General features: G+C 46.5%; 14 protein-coding genes and 2 pseudogenes. 14 read left to right on the forward strand and 2 right to left on the reverse strand.

Going from position 1 to position 18,016, the window contains the following annotated elements; all coding sequences use genetic code 11:
* The first annotated feature begins 26 nt into the window (after positions 1 to 26).
* Positions 27 to 179, forward strand: coding sequence for a hypothetical protein (locus tag ACFOGI_RS10675; RefSeq protein ID WP_390272219.1), 153 nt, complete (start codon positions 27 to 29; stop codon positions 177 to 179).
* 623 nt (positions 180 to 802) lie between these two features.
* Here ACFOGI_RS10675 and ACFOGI_RS10680 read toward each other — a convergent pair.
* On the reverse strand, positions 803 to 1,750 hold the full coding sequence (locus ACFOGI_RS10680; protein WP_390272221.1) for a metallophosphoesterase: 948 nt from the start codon (positions 1,748 to 1,750) through the stop codon (positions 803 to 805).
* Positions 1,751 to 1,974: 224 nt separating this feature from the next.
* Here ACFOGI_RS10680 and ACFOGI_RS10685 point away from each other — a divergent pair, with 224 nt between their 5' ends.
* The 12 genes and pseudogenes from ACFOGI_RS10685 to ACFOGI_RS10740 all read left to right on the forward strand — a co-directional run bounded on the left by ACFOGI_RS10685 (position 1,975) and on the right by ACFOGI_RS10740 (position 16,321).
* Positions 1,975 to 2,814 (forward strand): endonuclease/exonuclease/phosphatase family protein, encoded by an 840-nt coding sequence (locus ACFOGI_RS10685; RefSeq protein WP_390272223.1) that lies wholly within the window; start codon positions 1,975 to 1,977, stop codon positions 2,812 to 2,814.
* Positions 2,815 to 2,898: 84 nt separating this feature from the next.
* Positions 2,899 to 4,014: a metallophosphoesterase family protein gene (locus tag ACFOGI_RS10690; protein ID WP_390272225.1), complete on the forward strand. Its 1,116-nt coding sequence runs from the start codon at positions 2,899 to 2,901 to the stop codon at positions 4,012 to 4,014.
* Positions 4,015 to 4,152: 138 nt separating this feature from the next.
* Positions 4,153 to 5,006, forward strand: a pseudogene (locus ACFOGI_RS10695) (ABC transporter permease subunit).
* Positions 5,007 to 5,053: 47 nt separating this feature from the next.
* The gene (locus tag ACFOGI_RS10700; protein ID WP_390272227.1) at positions 5,054 to 6,709 is read left to right on the forward strand and encodes a metallophosphoesterase; all 1,656 of its coding nucleotides are present in this window, start codon (positions 5,054 to 5,056) and stop codon (positions 6,707 to 6,709) included.
* 525 nt (positions 6,710 to 7,234) lie between these two features.
* Positions 7,235 to 8,221 (forward strand): LacI family DNA-binding transcriptional regulator, encoded by a 987-nt coding sequence (locus ACFOGI_RS10705; protein WP_390272229.1) that lies wholly within the window; start codon positions 7,235 to 7,237, stop codon positions 8,219 to 8,221.
* A 181-nt stretch (positions 8,222 to 8,402) separates the two neighbouring features.
* Entirely contained in the window at positions 8,403 to 9,800 is a 1,398-nt protein-coding gene (locus ACFOGI_RS10710) for a sucrose-specific PTS transporter subunit IIBC (protein WP_390272231.1), read from the forward strand.
* A 45-nt stretch (positions 9,801 to 9,845) separates the two neighbouring features.
* Positions 9,846 to 11,297 (forward strand): glycoside hydrolase family 32 protein, encoded by a 1,452-nt coding sequence (locus tag ACFOGI_RS10715; protein WP_390272233.1) that lies wholly within the window; start codon positions 9,846 to 9,848, stop codon positions 11,295 to 11,297.
* A 21-nt stretch (positions 11,298 to 11,318) separates the two neighbouring features.
* Complete coding sequence (locus ACFOGI_RS10720; RefSeq protein ID WP_390272235.1) at positions 11,319 to 11,813, forward strand: PTS sugar transporter subunit IIA; 495 nt, start codon at positions 11,319 to 11,321, stop codon at positions 11,811 to 11,813.
* Between the two features lie 68 nt (positions 11,814 to 11,881).
* Entirely contained in the window at positions 11,882 to 12,847 is a 966-nt protein-coding gene (locus tag ACFOGI_RS10725) for a carbohydrate kinase family protein (protein WP_390272354.1), read from the forward strand.
* A 458-nt stretch (positions 12,848 to 13,305) separates the two neighbouring features.
* Positions 13,306 to 14,790 (forward strand): xylulokinase, encoded by a 1,485-nt coding sequence (locus tag ACFOGI_RS10730; protein ID WP_390272237.1) that lies wholly within the window; start codon positions 13,306 to 13,308, stop codon positions 14,788 to 14,790.
* Between the two features lie 215 nt (positions 14,791 to 15,005).
* Positions 15,006 to 15,566: pseudogene (locus tag ACFOGI_RS10735) on the forward strand (recombinase family protein); the annotation flags it as partial.
* Between the two features lie 329 nt (positions 15,567 to 15,895).
* Positions 15,896 to 16,321: a DUF2935 domain-containing protein gene (locus ACFOGI_RS10740; protein ID WP_390272239.1), complete on the forward strand. Its 426-nt coding sequence runs from the start codon at positions 15,896 to 15,898 to the stop codon at positions 16,319 to 16,321.
* Between the two features lie 34 nt (positions 16,322 to 16,355).
* Here ACFOGI_RS10740 and ACFOGI_RS10745 read toward each other — a convergent pair whose 3' ends face one another.
* Positions 16,356 to 16,796, reverse strand: a complete 441-nt coding sequence (locus ACFOGI_RS10745) for a Fur family transcriptional regulator (protein WP_390272241.1) — start codon at positions 16,794 to 16,796, stop codon at positions 16,356 to 16,358.
* 262 nt (positions 16,797 to 17,058) lie between these two features.
* Here ACFOGI_RS10745 and ACFOGI_RS10750 point away from each other — a divergent pair, with 262 nt between their 5' ends.
* Entirely contained in the window at positions 17,059 to 18,009 is a 951-nt protein-coding gene (locus tag ACFOGI_RS10750) for a zinc-binding dehydrogenase (protein ID WP_390272243.1), read from the forward strand.
* Positions 18,010 to 18,016: the final 7 nt, after the last annotated feature.

Consider the following 18,016-nt stretch of genomic DNA (forward strand, 5'->3'; position numbering starts at 1 on the left):
AATTCAAGGAGAGCGAGTTGGGGGCAATGGAAAGAGTCATCAAAGATTTGGATTTCTATTTGGATGAATTAGAGGACAAGATGGTGAAGTTGGAAGCTGACCTCGATTATTTACAAGCAGAATGCAACGATATGCTCTCCAGGAAGGAATATGATTCTGAAAAGGATTCCTTTCAATAAACTTATTGGATCATATATAGTATGAAATCCCAAGCCGAGACACCTCTCGGCTTTATTGGATATGTTACTGTAATTTTTTGTGGGTGATTATGTAGTTATTGTTTTTTCAACATTATTTTTTCACTGTTTATGATATAAAGGGAAAACTTATCGCCTTTCTTCAATCTTAGGAATCGTTGGATTTCTGTCGGGATCCGTATACCTCCTCTGCTATCCATGATCATTCGATTATCTGCTGTGTTGTCATGATCTAGCTTTTGGATATACATCTTCCTGGAGTGGCTTCTGAAACTAATGCCTACCTCTTCATGTAATTTTAAACCAAGTATTTCTCTTATCGTTTTTGGACTGGTAATCGTGTTTCCTATGGTTAATCTACAGGTTAACTGTAATCGCTCTCCATGTTTTCCTTTCTTTAACAAAGGGGAATTCTGATGGTCCATAGAAACTAACACTCCCTTATATAATAACTATCCAAATTCCTATACCCATTTCCAATTGGAAATAAACCTCATATTGAGCAAGAAGAGGACCTTTAATAGAAATGGGTCCACTGTAATACCATGCAATAACGGAAAAAGGACACTCATCCTATTGGATGGTGTCCTTCTTATATTATCCCTTTAATCTTCAATATTTAACACGCGGTCTGCCTCTCTGCCATAGCCATCTATTTCTAAACGATCCTTATAAACTTGGACAATGGAATAGGAGTTGGTGTCCTTGGTCTCTACCATTCCTTGCAGTGTTACATAGTGAATGCCGTTCTTCATGGCATAGTTGCCAGCATGATTATGTCCATTGAAGTAGGCAACTACATTTCCCGAAGCTTCCAATGCTTCAACGACCTCTTCATCATTCCATACATTATGATTATTTTCTGGATAAACCGGCTTATGTCCAATTACTACTACTTTTTCATTCGTTTTGGCTGCTTTACTAAGGACTTCCCGCAACCATGATAATTGCTCATTGCCCAGACCGCCGTTCCAAGTTTGGGCATTAACCGCTCCGTCTTCGACCAGGGAATCATACATAGCTTCAGCCTGCTTGTACTTTTCAGAGCCCTCTGGATTTGCGTATAGGCTAAGGTCATTGGTATCAAGTACGACAAAACGCCAGTTCTTGTATTTGAAGTCGTAATACTGATTGGGCATATCCAGCAAATCTACAACTTCGTCCGTTGTGACAGGGAAGTCGTGATTTCCAAGCACATGATATTTCGGAGCCTCGATCATATTGTAAATTGGCAGCATGGTTGAAAAACTGGAGAGATTCCGATCGATCAGGTCCCCGGTTTGAACAGTGAAATCAATATCTTGCTCATTGAACGTCTGGGCTGCCTCCATCAACTTGTCCACCGAATCCCGGTAATATCGTGTGCCGTTCACTTCACAATCACAATATTGTGCATCTGGTACCAGTCCGAACTCAATTTTAGGTTTTTCTCCACTATTAGCCAATACAGACCCGCCCGGTATAAGGGCAGCAAGTACCATTGCAAGTAAAATAGCAGCACTGCCCTCCTTCAACTTACTCCATAGGCGTTTGCTTCTTCTCATACGAAACATGATAGATTTCCCCTTTCCTTTGTCCCTGACAAGATGTAGTGGTAAGTCTCTTTCAGTATAGCTGATGAATTGCAGCCATCCATTTAGTTAACCGAATGTTTAACTTGATTTAAGAAACTTAAAAAATAACTGATCATAATTAATTTACTGTTTACAATCCATCAACATCCTTTAAACAAACTTCTATTACACTATGAAATAGAGTCTAGGAAAGGAGTGAGGAAATGAAACGTATCTATCTATTACTATCTGTGCTGATTGCTATGGTTTTTTTGGGTTCGCATGCGGTTGGTGCTCAAAAGGCTGATCATTCAAGGGGTACTACGGAGAAGGTAAAGGTCATGTCTTACAATATGCACCATGCTGTAGGCGAAGATAATAGGCTGGATTTGGAGAGGATTGCAGAGGTGATTGAGGATGCTGATGCCGATATCATCGGTTTGCAGGAAGTCGATCATCACTGGTCTGCTCGAAGTGATTTCAAAGATCAGGCAAAATTATTAGCAGATCGTCTTGACATGTTTTATACATATGCAGCCAATTTGGATGTTGAGCCCGCGGAGGAAGGAGAACCACGGAGGCAATACGGGACAGCTATATTGAGCAAATATCCTATATTGACTTCCGAAAACTATCCTCTTACAAGACTGGGAAATACGGAACAACGAGGGTTGCTGGAAGCAGTTATTAATGTGAAGGGCAACCATGTTCATGTATTCAATACGCACTTGGCTTTGACCCCTGAAGAACGTGAGCTCCAAATCCAAGAGGTTGTGGATATTGCTGAACAGTCAAAAGGCCCACAAGTAATCATGGGGGATTTGAACGCTATTCCAGAAAGCGATGAAATGGTGCCAATGTATGCGCATTATAAAGATGCTTTCAGTGGGCAGGACGATGCCTATACCTACTCAGCAGCAAATCCGACCAAGAGAATTGATTACATTTTCACTTCGGAGGATCTAGGGGTACAGAACAGCCGTGTCATTGATACATTGGCGTCCGACCATCTGCCGATTACCACCGAAATTCTGCTGGATGGCCCCTATACTTATTATAGGTAATAAGTAGAACCAGGAAAAAAAGCATACAACACTACAATGAAACAGATGAGAAATTAAGGTCAAGTTCAAGGAGGATACCTATCAATGCCTAAATCAGCAACATCCACATCTATAGCAGCAATTATCTGTACCATCATGATCGCTACTGTTCTTATTGTTGGTAACAATCCCAACTCAACAGTTCAGGGGAAAACCAATGAAAATGAAAAGCTTCAGTTTAATTCCGATGGAAAGTACAAAATCGTACAGTTCAACGATATGCAAGATGATGAGGATATTGACCCTCGTACGGTTGAATTGATGGAAACTGTCCTTGATGATAAGGAACCTGATTTAGCGATACTTAATGGCGACATGACAAACGGTGATATGGAAACTACCGAAGAAGTAAAGCAAGCCATAGATAATATCGCCCAGCCTATGGAAGAGCGGGGTGTAAAATGGGCGGTGACATTTGGTAACCATGATGAAGATCATACCGATAAGACAGGACTGGATGAAGAAGATCTGTTGGAAATTTATATGTCCTATGAGCATAATGTCAATAAACCAGAAGGGAAGGATATCACTGGAACTGGAAATGCCAATTTGGTAATCAAGAATTCACAGAATAACAGGGCGGCATTTAACGTTTGGTTGTTTGATAGCGGAAGGTATGCACCAGAGGAAATTGCCAACCAGGATTTTGAAGGATACCAGACGTGGGACTGGATTCGTGAAGATCAAGTGCAATGGTATGTGGAAACCTCGGAAAAGTTGGAGCAGACCACTGGGCAAAAAGTACCTTCACTCGCGTTCATGCACATTCCACTGCCGGAATTTGAATACATGTGGTATGCGAGTCCTTATCAAGGAACGGAAGAAAGTCATGAAAGAGCTGTAGATAAACATCAGATTTCAGGAGAGAAGAACGAATGTGTATGTACTGGACCATTTAACAGCGGACTTTTTGCAGCCATGCTGGAAAGAGGGGACGTGGAAGGTGTCTTCTCTGGCCATGATCATATCAACACATACATGGGTGATTATTATGGAATAAAGCTCGGCTATGCAGGAAGTGCAGGGTTTGGAGCTTACGGACTTGGTGGAGAGGAGAATAACCGGTTGCGTGGTGCCCGGGTGTTCAGCCTGGATGAAAACGAAAAAGACATAGTTGTTGATAGTGAAATGGTTTTTGCTGAAGATTATGGGATTCATTAATAGAAAGAAAAAGGGATGGCCTCTGGTATAGAACTGGTGGTCATCTCTTTTATGGCAATAAGTGTTCCTTTATTGAGTAGTTATTGCAGTCATTATTATAGAACTTATCTCAAACCATATCAGGAAGGTGGTTCTGTAATGGAAGTAGTACCAACAAGAACGTACATAAAAAGAAGAAGCAATGGTCGAATCAACATCAAATCAGGAAGCAAAGCGGAACATACGATGCGGTGGACGATTATTCTGCTGGTTGTTTTAACCATCATGTCCTTTGGATTTTTTGACTACACCGGGCTGAACTTGATCAACCCATAACAGAAACGGCTTATAATTTGAAGGTCATGTTTTTTGAACCTGGGTTGAGTCATTTTGGCTGGGGTGAAGCTTTATATCAAGTGGGTATTACACTCGGTCTAGCTGTTTTATCGACCGGGTTCGGAGCAGTTATTGCATTTTTTCTGTCTTTGCTGGCGGCAACCAATTTATCGAAAGGATGGATCTCCAAGACGATACGGGTAATGGTAGCTTTGATCCGGGCGGTTCCAACCATATTATGGGTGTTGATCTTTGCGATTGCAGCAGGCTTGGGAAGTGAAGCGGCAATACTTGGCATGTTGTTCCATTCCGTTGCCTACTTGGTAAAGGCATTCTCTGAGGCTTTTGAAGAAGTCGACACTGGGATTATTGAAGCATTACGGGCCACGGGTTCCAAATGGTGGCATATAGTTACACATGCTGTACTTCCATCCACTTTTACATATTTACTGTCATGGACATTCTTGCGGTTTGAAATCAACTTTTCGGTAGCAGTAGCAATGGGTGCTGCAGCAGGTGCGGGCGGCATTGGATTCGAACTCTTCATGGCATCAGGATTTTATTTCGATTTAAGTGAAGTAGGATTCATCACCTATGCAATTCTAGCAATCGCCATTCTTTTAGAAGTGTTTTCGACTCGCTTGAAAAGGCGTTATTTTCCCGCCCAGGGTGCGTGAGTTTTATAGTCTTTGCCATTCTCTCGACTAAAAGGAAGGATGTAAAGATGAAAGCAACTAAATTCGTTTTTATTATGATAATGGTTTTCAGTTTGTTTTTTTCTCAAGGGTCCAACTTTGCAAAGGCAGAGGCCAGCTCGTCAGCTTTTAAAATTGCTATCCTGCCCGACACCCAGAACTTAGCAATGAACCATCCGGATATCTTCCGCTCCCAAACACAGTGGATTGCCGACAATCGGGAGGAGCAGAATATCAAGTTTGTCACTCATGTGGGGGACATCGTAAACAACAACAACAACCCCCAGTGGGAGGTTGCTTCTGACGCGATGCGAACTTTGGATGGTGTTGTTCCATATACCGTTTTACCTGGAAATCATGATATGGGGACGAACGGTTCAGCAAACACACGAGATACGACTTTATATAACACCAATTTTCCGGTCAGCGATTTTTCCGAGAATGAAACTTTTGGAGGTGTTTATCCGGCGGAACCTGACAAATATGATAATAATTATCATACGTTCCACGCTGGAGGAACGGACTGGTTAGTACTATCGCTGGAATTTGGACCAAGAGATCCTGTGTTGGATTGGGCGAACGAGGTGGTGTCCTCTCACCCCGATCACCGTGTAATCGTCGTAACGCATAGCTATATGTTTTCTGATGAGACGCGCCATCATTCAGGGCATGCTTGGAATCCACATAATTACGGTGTAGCTTCAGAACCGGGTGGGGTTAATGACGGGGAAGAAATGTGGCAGAACTTCGTCAAGCTACATCCGAATATCTCCATGGTGCTCAGTGGCCATGTGTTGAATGACGGACAAGGTCGTCGGGTATCTGTAGGAGACTATGGAAATAAGGTCTATCAAATGCTGGCTAACTATCAGATGCAAGAAAATGGAGGAAACGGTTTTCTGCGTCTTCTGGAAATCGACCCAGAAAAAGGGACGGTGAAAGCAACCAGCTACTCACCTTATTTAGATGAGTACAAAACGGACTGGCAAAATGAATTTCTGTATACAAACGTCGATCTAGACACACCAGACTCAGATGTTACACCTCCCAAATATCTCTTGAAAGAGGACTTTGATGGGGAGCAAGAATCCTTTTGTAAAAGTGGGAATAACAAATTCAAATGTGGGGATGGCGGGCTGATGGCAGACTGGTCAGTTGTGGATGAGGGGTCGATTGCCGCACCATCCGATTGGTCAGTAGTGAGAGGGGAACTAGTACAGTCTTCCAACATCTATGGTCCGGATGTTTCTGCTGTGGAAAACCGGAAGGGCACCTTTGCATACTACGATAAGGCTCAGGCAATCAATTCTTGGAAAGATTATACGTTTTCCACTACATTACGTTCCGGAGATAATGACGGAATTGGTCTTATGTTCCGCTATCAGGACCCCGATAACTACTATAAACTGGATTTGGATGAGGAGAGGAATTTCATCAAGCTGTTCAAAGTCGTTGACGGAGTGGAGACTACACTGGCACAAGTGGATGATCCAGGATATACCATAGGCGCCAATTTTGAATGGAAAATAAAGGTCAGCGGCAATCAGATCCAGGCATTCAAGGACGGAATCGATATATTTGGAGGGCCCATTATGGATGATTCCCATTCGACTGGTACGGTAGCTCTATATTCTTGGGGAAATCCGAATAGCTACTTCGATGGTATACGAGTGACAAAAGAATAAAAAGTGTGGCGAAGATTTCCAGAGTAAGATTAGAAGAAACTCGGGTTTCCAAGTCTCTGTAAAGATAAATCTGTAGGACTTTCAGGCTTTCTCTCTTCATTTGATAAAAGGTAATGCAACTATTTATTAATGGATGACTGTTCTATAGGGGAATCTGTATAACCGGAAACAGTAAGACTTATGGCCGTATGGTATTAGACACTGTGCGGCCATTTGCATTCTGAGGTACTCCCACGAAAACAACTGCAATATAAGAAGATGAGTTAATAGTTTGTGCAAAGAATCAGGAATGAGCGGCAGGGGTATTTCAACCTGGGCTGAAATGGCTGTGATGGCAGCAAAAATGGCACAGTTGAGAAGCGTCCGCAGTCTTCTGCTCAGAATCGTCATCCCGAAAGGAAATCAGACGCACCATGGGTATAGAAAATAGAGATCCAGTTAGTTGACAAGCTGCTAAAACTGCATTTAACTAAGAGAAGATAAGGTGTTTTAGGAAGAGATACTATAATCATTGGGGGAACAAAGATGGTTACCATTAAAGATATAGCAAAACTGGCGAACGTCTCCAGATCGACGGTTTCCCGCGTCTTGAACAACTCTGGGTATGTAAGTGAAGATGCCAGAAAACGGGTGGAAGAAGTCATAGAGGAAACAGGTTATGTACCAAGTGAACAGGCCAAGTCTCTGCGTACTAAAAAGACCAAGGTAATCGGCGTGATTCTTCCGACCATCCAGACGGAAACACCCAGTCGGATCGTGACAGGGGTAGGGAAAGAGCTGGCCAAACATGGTTATCAAATTTTGCTTGCAAACACCAACCTGGATAAGGATAAGGAGTTCGAGTATCTTGATTTGTTGAAAGTCCGGCAGGTGGATGGAATTATTTTGATTGCAACGAATACAGAACCGGAATTGATGGAGAAGATCAAGGCGATCAACATTCCATTTGTGATGATCGGCCAGGAGTCAGAAGAAGTGATGTATGTCAGCTATGATGATTACCAGGCAGCACGGGATTTGACCTCTTTCCTCATTGATGAGGGCCACGAGAAAATTGGCTTCATCGGCGTGGACGAAACCGATCGTGCTGTGGGGCATGAGCGGAAACGGGGATACCTGGATGAAATGGAAAGCCGGAAATTACCGGTCGAAAAGGAATGGATGCAACAGGGCATCTTTGATATCGACTCTGGACGTGAGGCGATGAAGCGCATGATAGAGAGCATTGGGGAGCGGCCGACTGCAGTGTTGGCGGTGACAGACAGGCTGGCCATCGGTGCTATGAGTTACCTGAAGCAGCAGGGGATGAGCATTCCGGATGAGATGGCGGTTGCCGGGTTCGGTGCATCGGAAATGTCCCAATATATCGATCCCCCATTGACGACCGTCGACTATCAGAATGAGCAGGCAGGAATAGAGGCTGCCAAACAGATTATGGCCAGCATCCGTTCACAAAACGTCCAAGAAAAGGTGATTTTAGATGGTAGACTAATCATTCGTAATAGTGTATGATGAACCTGAAATCGATTCCACCCTCTTATTTGGGTACCATGGAATCCATTTCAGGTTTTTATTTATATAATATGGGATCGATTCCACCTCTCATACCGAAAATGTAAGGGCTTATTCGTTGCTTTTTACGGTGTGTGGTATCGGTACCACAAAGATAAGAAAGAACAGGGAGTGAGGAAACATGTCCGAAAATAAGAAGATAGCGAAAGACTTGCTGGAAGGGGTCGGCGGTACGGAGAACGTCAAGTCTGTCACCCACTGTGCGACCCGGATGCGCTTCATCGTCTACGATGAGGAAAAGATAGATAAGGAGAAAGTGGAGAACCTGGATAAGGTGAAAGGCGCCTTCTTCAACTCTGGTCAATACCAGGTCATTTTTGGCACGGGGACCGTTAATAGGGTCTATGAGGAAGTGGAAAAGTTTGAGGTGAACAGTGTTTCAAAAGAAGAACAGAAGGAAGAGGCGGCACAGCAGGGGAATAAATTGCAGCGGGCCATTCGTACCTTGGGAGATGTCTTTGTTCCAATCATTCCTGTCCTGGTGGCGACTGGTTTATTCATGGGGCTGCGCGGGCTCGTCATGCAGGATCAGATCCTTGCTTTGTTCGGCCTGACAGAGGCTGACATTTCCAACAACTTCCTGTTGTTCACGGAAATCTTGACAGATACGGCCTTTGTTTTCTTGCCTGCACTGGTTGCCTGGTCAACTTTCCGCGTGTTCGGCGGCACACCGATCATTGGTATTGTACTCGGTCTGATGCTTGTCAGCCCGGTTTTACCCAATGCATGGGGTGTGGCAGAAGGTGCTGATCCGCTGATGTTCTTCGGATTTATTCCGGTCGTTGGTTACCAAGGATCCGTTTTGCCGGCCTTTTTCGCAGGAATTATCGGGGCGAAGCTGGAAAAATTCATTCGAAAACGGGTGCCAGAAGCACTGGATTTGATTCTGACACCATTCTTGACATTGCTGATCATGATTGTTGCTGCACTGTTTGTCATTGGTCCTATTTTCCATGTGGTGGAAGAATTCATCCTGCAGGGGACGATTGCTGTTTTAGGTCTGCCATTTGGATTGGCGGGTCTGCTGCTTGGCTTTTTCCATCAAGTCATTGTGATCACGGGTGTCCACCATATTTTCAACCTGCTGGAAATTCAGCTGCTTGAGAACTTCGGGAACAATCCATTCAACCCGATCATCACTGCCGCTACAGCAGCGCAGGGCGGCGCAACATTGGCTGTTGCCATGAAAACGAAATCAGCTAAACTGAAAGCTCTGGCATTCCCATCCTCATTATCTGCCTTTTTAGGGATAACGGAACCAGCCATTTTCGGTGTCAACTTGAGGTATGTGAAGCCATTTTTCATGGGCTTGATCGGTGGTGCTGTCGGCGGATTCGCCGCGTCCATCATGGGATTGGCAGGAACAGGAATGGCCATCACTGTTATTCCGGGCACCCTGCTGTACCTGGACGGACAAATCCTTCAGTACTTGCTGGTTAATGTGATTGCCATCGGTGTAGCGTTCGCGCTTACGTGGATGTTCGGATTTTCCGATAAAGAATTGAAGGAGACTAAATAATGGGATGGAGCTTTTACCGCCCATCCCTGCTTAGGGGTTTCATTTATGATAAAAAATACTGACGAGCTTTATGACAGAATAGTAAAACACCAAGAACTAGTAGAAAGCGATCCATACCGCCTGCATTACCATATCATGCCGCCTGTCGGTCTCTTGAACGACCCGAACGGCTTGGTTTATTTCAACGGGCGGTACCATGTTTTCTATCAATGGAATCCATGGGAGACGGCACATGGAGCAAAATATTGGGGGCATTATGTATCCGATGATCTGGTTCATTGGGAGTCGGCACCTCCAGCATTAGCCCCTGATCAATGGTATGACAAGAACGGCTGTTATTCAGGAAGTGCGGTCGTCTGGAACGACCAGTTGTACGTGTTCTATACAGGGAATGTAAAGGATGAAGCAGATAACCGGGAATCCTATCAATGTCTGGCCATATCGGAGGACGGGATCCATTTTGAGAAGAAAGGACCGGTCATTCATGTTCCGGAGGGTTATACCGCACATTTCCGTGATCCCAAGGTCTTCTATCATGAGGATCGATGGTATATGGTACTGGGAGCCCAGACAGAGGAGCTGCGAGGAGAAGCGGTCATCTATACCTCCGCAGACCTGGAGAATTGGCGTTTCCATGGCCCCTTGATCGGCAGCGGCCATCCGGGAATCGGGGAGTTCGGTTACATGTGGGAATGCCCTGATCTATTCCAGCTGGGCGGTAAAGATATCCTGGTTGCCTGTCCACAGGGACTGTCGCCGGAAGGATACGCTTTTCAAAATATCTATCAATCTGGCTATTTCGCCGGATCGGTCGACTATAAGAATCTATCGTTTGATCATAAACCTTTCGTCGAACTGGACCGGGGCTTCGATTTTTACGCCCCACAGACTATGGTCGATCCGACAGGCAGAAGAATTCTGTTTGGGTGGATGGGCAATGCCGAGGAAAAGGTGGTCCAACCGACGGTGAAGCATGAGTGGATTCATGCGCTGACGATTCCGCGTGAACTGGTGTGGCAGGATGGCAGGTTGCTGCAACGGCCGGTTGAAGAACTTCACCATCTCCGTGCAGATGAAGTCCATCTCGAGGATGTAGTAATGGAAGGGAAGGTAGAACTGCCTGGAGTCCGAGGGAATGTGTTGGAACTGGAACTGCAAATCGCTGACTGGCAGGCCGATGCTTTCACCATTGGAATCGGGAAGACGACTCGGATCCACTATACCAGTGATTCCAATGTCTTCACGTTTGAACGAAATGGAGCAGATGGAAATGGGCCGATGGAAAGCAGGCAGTGCATCGTGGAAGAATTACGGGATATCCGTATCTTCAAGGACACTTCCTCGATGGAAATCTTTGTGAATGGCGGGGAAGAGGTGTTCACTTCCAGGGTTTTTGATGACCCGGAAGATGGATCGATTGCATTCTCCACCGAAAGCGGCCGAGTGCTGGTGAATGCGAGGAAATGGAAGCTGGAAAAATCGGCGGAACAGCAATAATTTTAGATAGGAGATGAAGCAATGTTTGGCAAGCTATTCAAAAAGAAGGAAGAAGTAACAGTCATTGCGCTGACTGCCCCTGTAAACGGAAAGACGGTCGCCTTGGAAGATGTTCCTGACCCGGTATTCGCGCAAAAGATGATGGGCGACGGCATCGCAGTGGAACCGGCGGACGGAGAAGTCGTTGCACCGGTTGATGGAAAAATCGTCCAAGTGTTTCCGACGAAGCATGCAGTTGGCATATTGGCTGAGAATGGGTCGGAGATTCTTATCCATATTGGTCTGGAGACTGTCAGCCTGGATGGAGAGGGATTCATCTCCCATGTAGAAGAAGGAGACCGCGTGAAACAAGGAGACAGCCTGATCAGCTTTGACCTTGAAGTAGTGGGAGAGAAAGCGAAAAGCACGGTTACTCCTATGATCGTAACCAATACGGACGATATGAGTGAGATCACCATCGAGGGAAAAGATGCTGTTACAGCGGGAAAAGATGAATTGGTGGTCGTGAAGAAATAGAAATAGAATAGGGACAGGGAGCCCACTAGTGTGACAAGTTTTTATAAGTGTGACGGAGGGATGACATGGTGAATGAAGCAAATGTATGCTGCATCGGTGAACTGCTCATCGATATGTTCTGTACCGATGTAGGTGTAGAACTGAAGGACGGAAGCAATTTCAAAAAGCTGGCTGGAGGTGCGCCCGCCAATGTAGCGGCAGCGATCGCCAGATTAGGCGGCAGTTCATCCATGGTGGGTAAGGTAGGAGATGACTCGTTCGGCACGTTCCTGATTGAGACTCTGGAACAGTATGATGTGGATACATCCATGGTCTGGAAGGATGAAAGCATGCCGACCACGATGGCATTCGTATCCTTGGAAGCGGATGGGGAACGGGACTTTCAATTCAACCGGGGAGCCGACCAAAACCTTCGACTGGAAGAATTGCCGGTTGATACGTTACTGGAATCTTCTGTCCTCCATTTCGGTTCGGCCACCGCCCTGTTGGATGGCCAGTTGAAGGATACGTATTTTGAGCTGATGCACCGTGCCCACGATCAACAGCAATTTGTTTCCTTTGACCCGAACTACCGCGCGGATTTGTGGAAAGGGAATAAGCAATGGTTTATCGACCGGTCTAAAAAAGCCATCTCCTATGCAGACTTTGTAAAGGTGAGTGAAGAGGAATTGGCCATCATCACGGGCGAACAAGATACAGATAAAGGAATCAGCGCACTCCACCGCCTTGGAGCCGGGATTGTTACCGTGACTATGGGGAAAGAGGGAGCTTTCCTATCGAATGGACGTGAACAGAAGCTCGTTCCCAGCAAACCAGTGAAGTCCATAGACTCGACCGGAGCTGGGGATGCGTTCATCGGCGCCATCCTCTACCAGTTGGCCAACGGGTTGGAAGGAAAAACGGACAACAACTTAGCTGATGCGTTCGATTTTCTTCAAGAGACAGTATACTTCGCCAACCTGGTAGGAGCAGAAGTCTGCACCAAAGTCGGTTCACTGACAGCTCTGCCGACATTGGAAGAAGTAACTTTATAGAAAGGAAAGGGTATGGGGGCTATGGAGAATCCATACCCTTTTTTTGATTATCTCCCCCGATGGACGCGGTCGTAAGCCCCTGCCGCTCGGGCCGTGCAGTCGCTCACTCAGGCGTCAGCCTCCGCCGCTCGGGCGAGAGCGCCTGCCGCTCGGGCCGCGCAGTCGCTCACTCAGGCGAGAGCCCCTGCCACTCGGGCCGCGCAGTCGCTCACCCAGGCGCCAGCACCTGCTACTCGGGCCGCGCAGTCGCTCACCCAGGCGCCAGCACCTGCTACTCGGACCGTGCAGTCACTCACCCAGGCTCCAGCCCCCGCCACTCGGGCCGTGCAGTCGCTCACTCAGTCGCCAGCACCTGCGGCTCGGGCCGTGCCCACATCCAACATCCTCTATCCCCACACCAGCTTCCTATATTTGGTAGACTCATAGTATGAACTCAATAAGCGAAGGGTGGATTAAGTGTGGGATATGTGGCGGTATTCGATATTGGGACGACATCGATGAAGGGCGTGCTGTTGGATGAGCAGGCGGCTTTTACTGGCGCGTCTTCTGTTGAATTGGAAACCCATTATGGAGCGGATGGGACGGTAGAGCAGGAGCCGGAGGATTGGTGGGAAGGTTTGCTTAGGATTACGTCAAGATGGTGGAATGAGTGGAAGATAGATCCTGGCCAGGTAGAGATGATCACGTTCTCCGGCCAGATGGAAGATGTGATTCCGATTTCCGACGCTTCCCACCGGGCTATTTTATATTCAGATACAAGGGCCGGTGAGGAGGCTGAGGAAATAAACGAAAAGTTCCCGGATATTCAGCAGGTGCTGGGGAATACAGTTCGGGCGTCCAGTCCGGTGGCCAAGCTGTTATGGATGAAAAGGCATCATCCGGAATTAGATCAAACGTTTGATCAATATGTTTTCAGTGCAAAAGACTATATCATTTATAAGCTAGCAAACACTGCTGTGACGGATCGGACGACCGGTTCGACGACGGGCATGATGAACCTGGAGACTGGCCAGTGGGAGACGGATTACATAGTATCATTGGGAATAGAAGCTCGGAAGCTGCCGGAACTTCTCTCAGCCGAAGAGGTGGCCGGTCAAGTTTCTAGAGAGGCTTCCCTTGTCAGCGGTTTTCGTGAAAATACCCCCGTGCTGTGCGGGAGCGGGGATGCAGGTGCATCGACCATGGGGGCAGGTGCCGTCAGTCGAGGGGACGCATATGTATATATGGGAACGACCGGCTGGGCGGCGATGATACGGGGCAACGAAGATCAGGAAGCAAAGGTGGAGGGTGCCTTTCAACTGGCCCATATCCCGGAGGATGCGGTCATCTCCATCGCCCCACTGTTGAATGTCGGCAATGTCCACCAGTGGGGCATGCAGACATTTGCCGGAAAAGAGGCGGACAGCTATGCAGGATTTGAGGAGATGGTGGAAAGCTCTCCGGCCGGAGCCAATGGGTTGCTTTTCCTGCCCTATCTCCAAGGAGAAAGATGCCCGGTGAACGATCCGGATGCGAAAGGGGCTTTCTGGGGCGTCCATCCGAAAACAGGGCCGGCTGATTTTGCCCGGGCGGTCATGGAAGGCATTTGTTTTTCCTTCAAGCAAGTAGTCGATTCACTAAACGAATCCACCACGGGCAGTATAACGGTGATTGGAGGGGGCACCAAGAGCAGGACGTGGTGTCAGATCCTCGCTGATTGTCTGGGAAGGCCTTTGAGCGTCAGGGAAGAAAGTGAATATATGGCAGCATTGGGAGCAGCCTCTTCAGCGTTCATCAAGCTTGGCTGGGCAGATGGTTATCATGATTTTTGTGATAAATTCATGAGCAATGAGGATAGCATGGTTTATGAGCCAGAGGAAGAGCATGTACGGCTGTATGAGGAGAAATATGAACGGTATTTGCAGCTGTATCCTGGCCTGCGCGGGGTGTATGTTTCCTCGTAAGAGAAGAGATCGTTACATTTATAAGTAGACCATCCATTTTGTCTCAAAATGGATGGTTTTTTTATCGTTAGATATAGACAGTCAAACTTTCTATAAGGGGTTATATGAAGGTTCACTATACGTTCAAAACGTTTATAAATTTATTATTGTTTTTGCCCAGGAGTTCGACTACAATGTACAAAAGATATTAGACTTTTAGATACAGGAGGCAAGATGTGGAGACCATCGGCTATGCAAGGATCAGTCCAACCGAACAAGACCTGGAGCTCCAAATGGAGAAGTTAAAAGAATATGGGTGCGATATGATATTCAAGGATAAAACAACCATCAAAAAGTCGCGCCGGCCAGAATTAGAACGTGCGCTGGAGTATGTACGGCCTGGGGATAAATTAGTGGTATATAAATTCGACTGTCTGGCCAGGAGTACATTTGAGCTGCATGAAATAGCACAAAGTCTGCAAGAACGTGATATCGGTTTGGCATTCATTAAAGAACAAATAGATTTTTCCTCCCCTTCCGGAAAAAAGATGTTCCCTATGCTTGGCGATATTGTGGAATTTGAACGGGATTTACTCATGGAACGCACGAAGGAAGGCCGGGAACGTGCGAAGCGACAAGGGAAACACATGGGACGCAAAGGAAAAAGCGAAAAAGATGTTAAATGGGCACTGAAGCTGCATTTCAACCGTGATGATAATGGATTGACTGTCAACGATATAACGAAAATGACCGGTGTTCCACGCTCCACTATTTATGCGAAAGCCAAGGAAATGAGGATGAAAGGCTATGACAGATTGACCGATCTGCAGAAAAGAGTGTTTGATCAGACGTATCCCAAACATTTGGAAAGCATAGAAAAGGAAAGAAGGAAGTTATACGAAATCAACCAAATCAAGAAAATTAAATGGGATAACCGGGAAAAATGCATCAAAGTCTATTTTAAAAATGGAGATTGGTACCATTATTTCAGAGATTATACATGGGACTGAAAAGTAGATCAGTAAAAGACATTCTCATGCGGCAAGGGAATGTCTTTTTTTCGTTCTGAAACCTGTCCTCCATCATATAGATGAAAGTGGAGTAAATAGGATGGAGGGTGGAAGGGATGCAATTTTATTATGGCAGTCAGATGCCGCTGCGTGTGCTGGATGAGGCAGAATTTTGGAAGCATCAGGAAGAGGAGCATACCGTTGTCATCCGGGAACTTGTCGGGAATCTCGAGCAGCGCTATGTGAATGCGCTGAAGGAGTGGGAAAGGGAATTCCAGAAGACTCATCAGCGGGTCGTCCGGTACATCGAAACAGTGAACCGTACCGGTGGACAAGTCTCCCCGGCGCTCCACCAGGATATCATGCAGCTGGTGACGTTCTGTTTGCAGCAGAGTGATACATTTATCGAATTGTGCCGTTCGCTCATGACCGATAGCGAACCGATCCGCAATAACCAGACAGCCCAAGTGGTGCTGAACCATATCATTGTGGAATCGGAGTACTTTATCGGGGTCGCGCAGACGATTTTGTATCAGCGGTGAAAATGATGAGAAAAAGCCTGAAACCTTCATGGTCTCAGGCTTTCCCCCGTTCCGCCTCACACTCAGCGCATACCCCGTATATCTCCAGGCAATGGTGGCTGATATGAAAGCCGGTCGTCTGCTCAGCCAAAGCCTCCATCTCTTTTAACAAGGGGTAATGCAGGTCGACGATGCTGCCGCAGTCCGTGCAAATCACATGATAGTGCTCGGAAGGATCGCCATCATACCTGCTGGAGTGATTGCCGAATGTCAACTCCTGAGCCAGCCCGCTTTCGCAAAGGGTATGCAGGTTGTTGTAGACGGTTGCCGGACTGATCGTCGGGAATCGCTTTCCGACCTGTTGATAGATTTGGTCGGCTGTCGGATGACTCTTCGAATTCAGCAATGCTTCGAGAACGGCGACACGCTGGGGTGTCATTCGGACATTCGAGTTCTTGATTTTTGTGAGGGCCTCTTGCCCACGCTGTTTACCCATTGTTCTCACCCGCTTGTTGAATTATTGGTCACATAATAAATAATGTCAGCCGGACGTGGAATATGCCACCTTTTTGTCTTTGCGCAGGTCATCAGGGATTGTCCACTCCATCACGCATATATTCACTATTTCACAATGCTTTCACATTTGTGATAAAATTCTTATTTCCCATACCGACAAAATTGACTAGTAAATTAGCACTAATTTAAAATAGAAGTGTAAGCATCTTTGACTAACAAATACTAGAAGTGAGGGATCGGACATGAGAGGTTGGGAATTCACAACAACAAATGAACCTTTGAAACTGGTTGAAAAACCGGATCCACAGGCAACGGAGGGTCGGGTTTTGATAGAAGTGAAGGCTGCTGGGTTGTGCCACTCGGACGTTGGGGCATTACGAGATGAGAAATGGCTGAATATCATCGAGCATACGCCGATTATTATGGGACATGAAGTGGCTGGTGTCATTAAAGAAGTTGGCCCAGGTGTCACTGATTACAAAGTAGGCGACCGTGTGGGAGTCTGCCCGGTAAGTAAGGTTGGCATGGGCCCTGGCTACGGTTATGATGGCGGTTATGCAGACCTGGTTTCAGCACCTGCAGTCGATTTGGTTCCAATGCCGGAGGGAATCACTTTTGCCCAGGCAGCTGCCGGTACAGATGCCGGAATGACTTCTTACCATGCCATGTTCCAAACTGGTGGTGCTAAGCCAGGTATGAAGGTCGGTGTGATCGGTATCGGTGGTCTTGGTCAAATCGCAGCACGTGCAGCGGTGGTGCAAGGCATCGATGTCTATGCGGTAGACGTCAGTCCGAAAGCCCGTGAACTGGCCAAGGAGCTTGGGGTCAAGGAAGTGTTTGAAGATGTGAAGGAACTGGCGGATATTGCGCCTGATTTGATTGTCGACTATGCCGGGTTCGGCACGACTACTTCAGGAGCTATTGACGTCATTGCTCCAGGCGGGACGGTCGTTCTGGTCGGTATGGGTAAACTGGAATCAACCATCAATACCGATCCGCTCATCCTGAAAGCTGCGACACTGAAAGGCAGTGTCGGCGGAGATGGCCATGACATTGCAGAAGTGTATAAGCTGATGGCTTCTGGTGATATAGATCCTACGATTACTGAAATCACATTTGATGAGATTTGGGAAGGCATTCTCAAATTGGAACGCCACGAAGTCACAGGAAGACTCGTCGCCATTATGGATTAATAGATTT

The organism is Virgibacillus xinjiangensis (assembly GCF_042643145.1).
GTDB classification, from domain to species: Bacteria; Bacillota; Bacilli; order Bacillales; family Amphibacillaceae; genus Virgibacillus_O; species Virgibacillus_O xinjiangensis.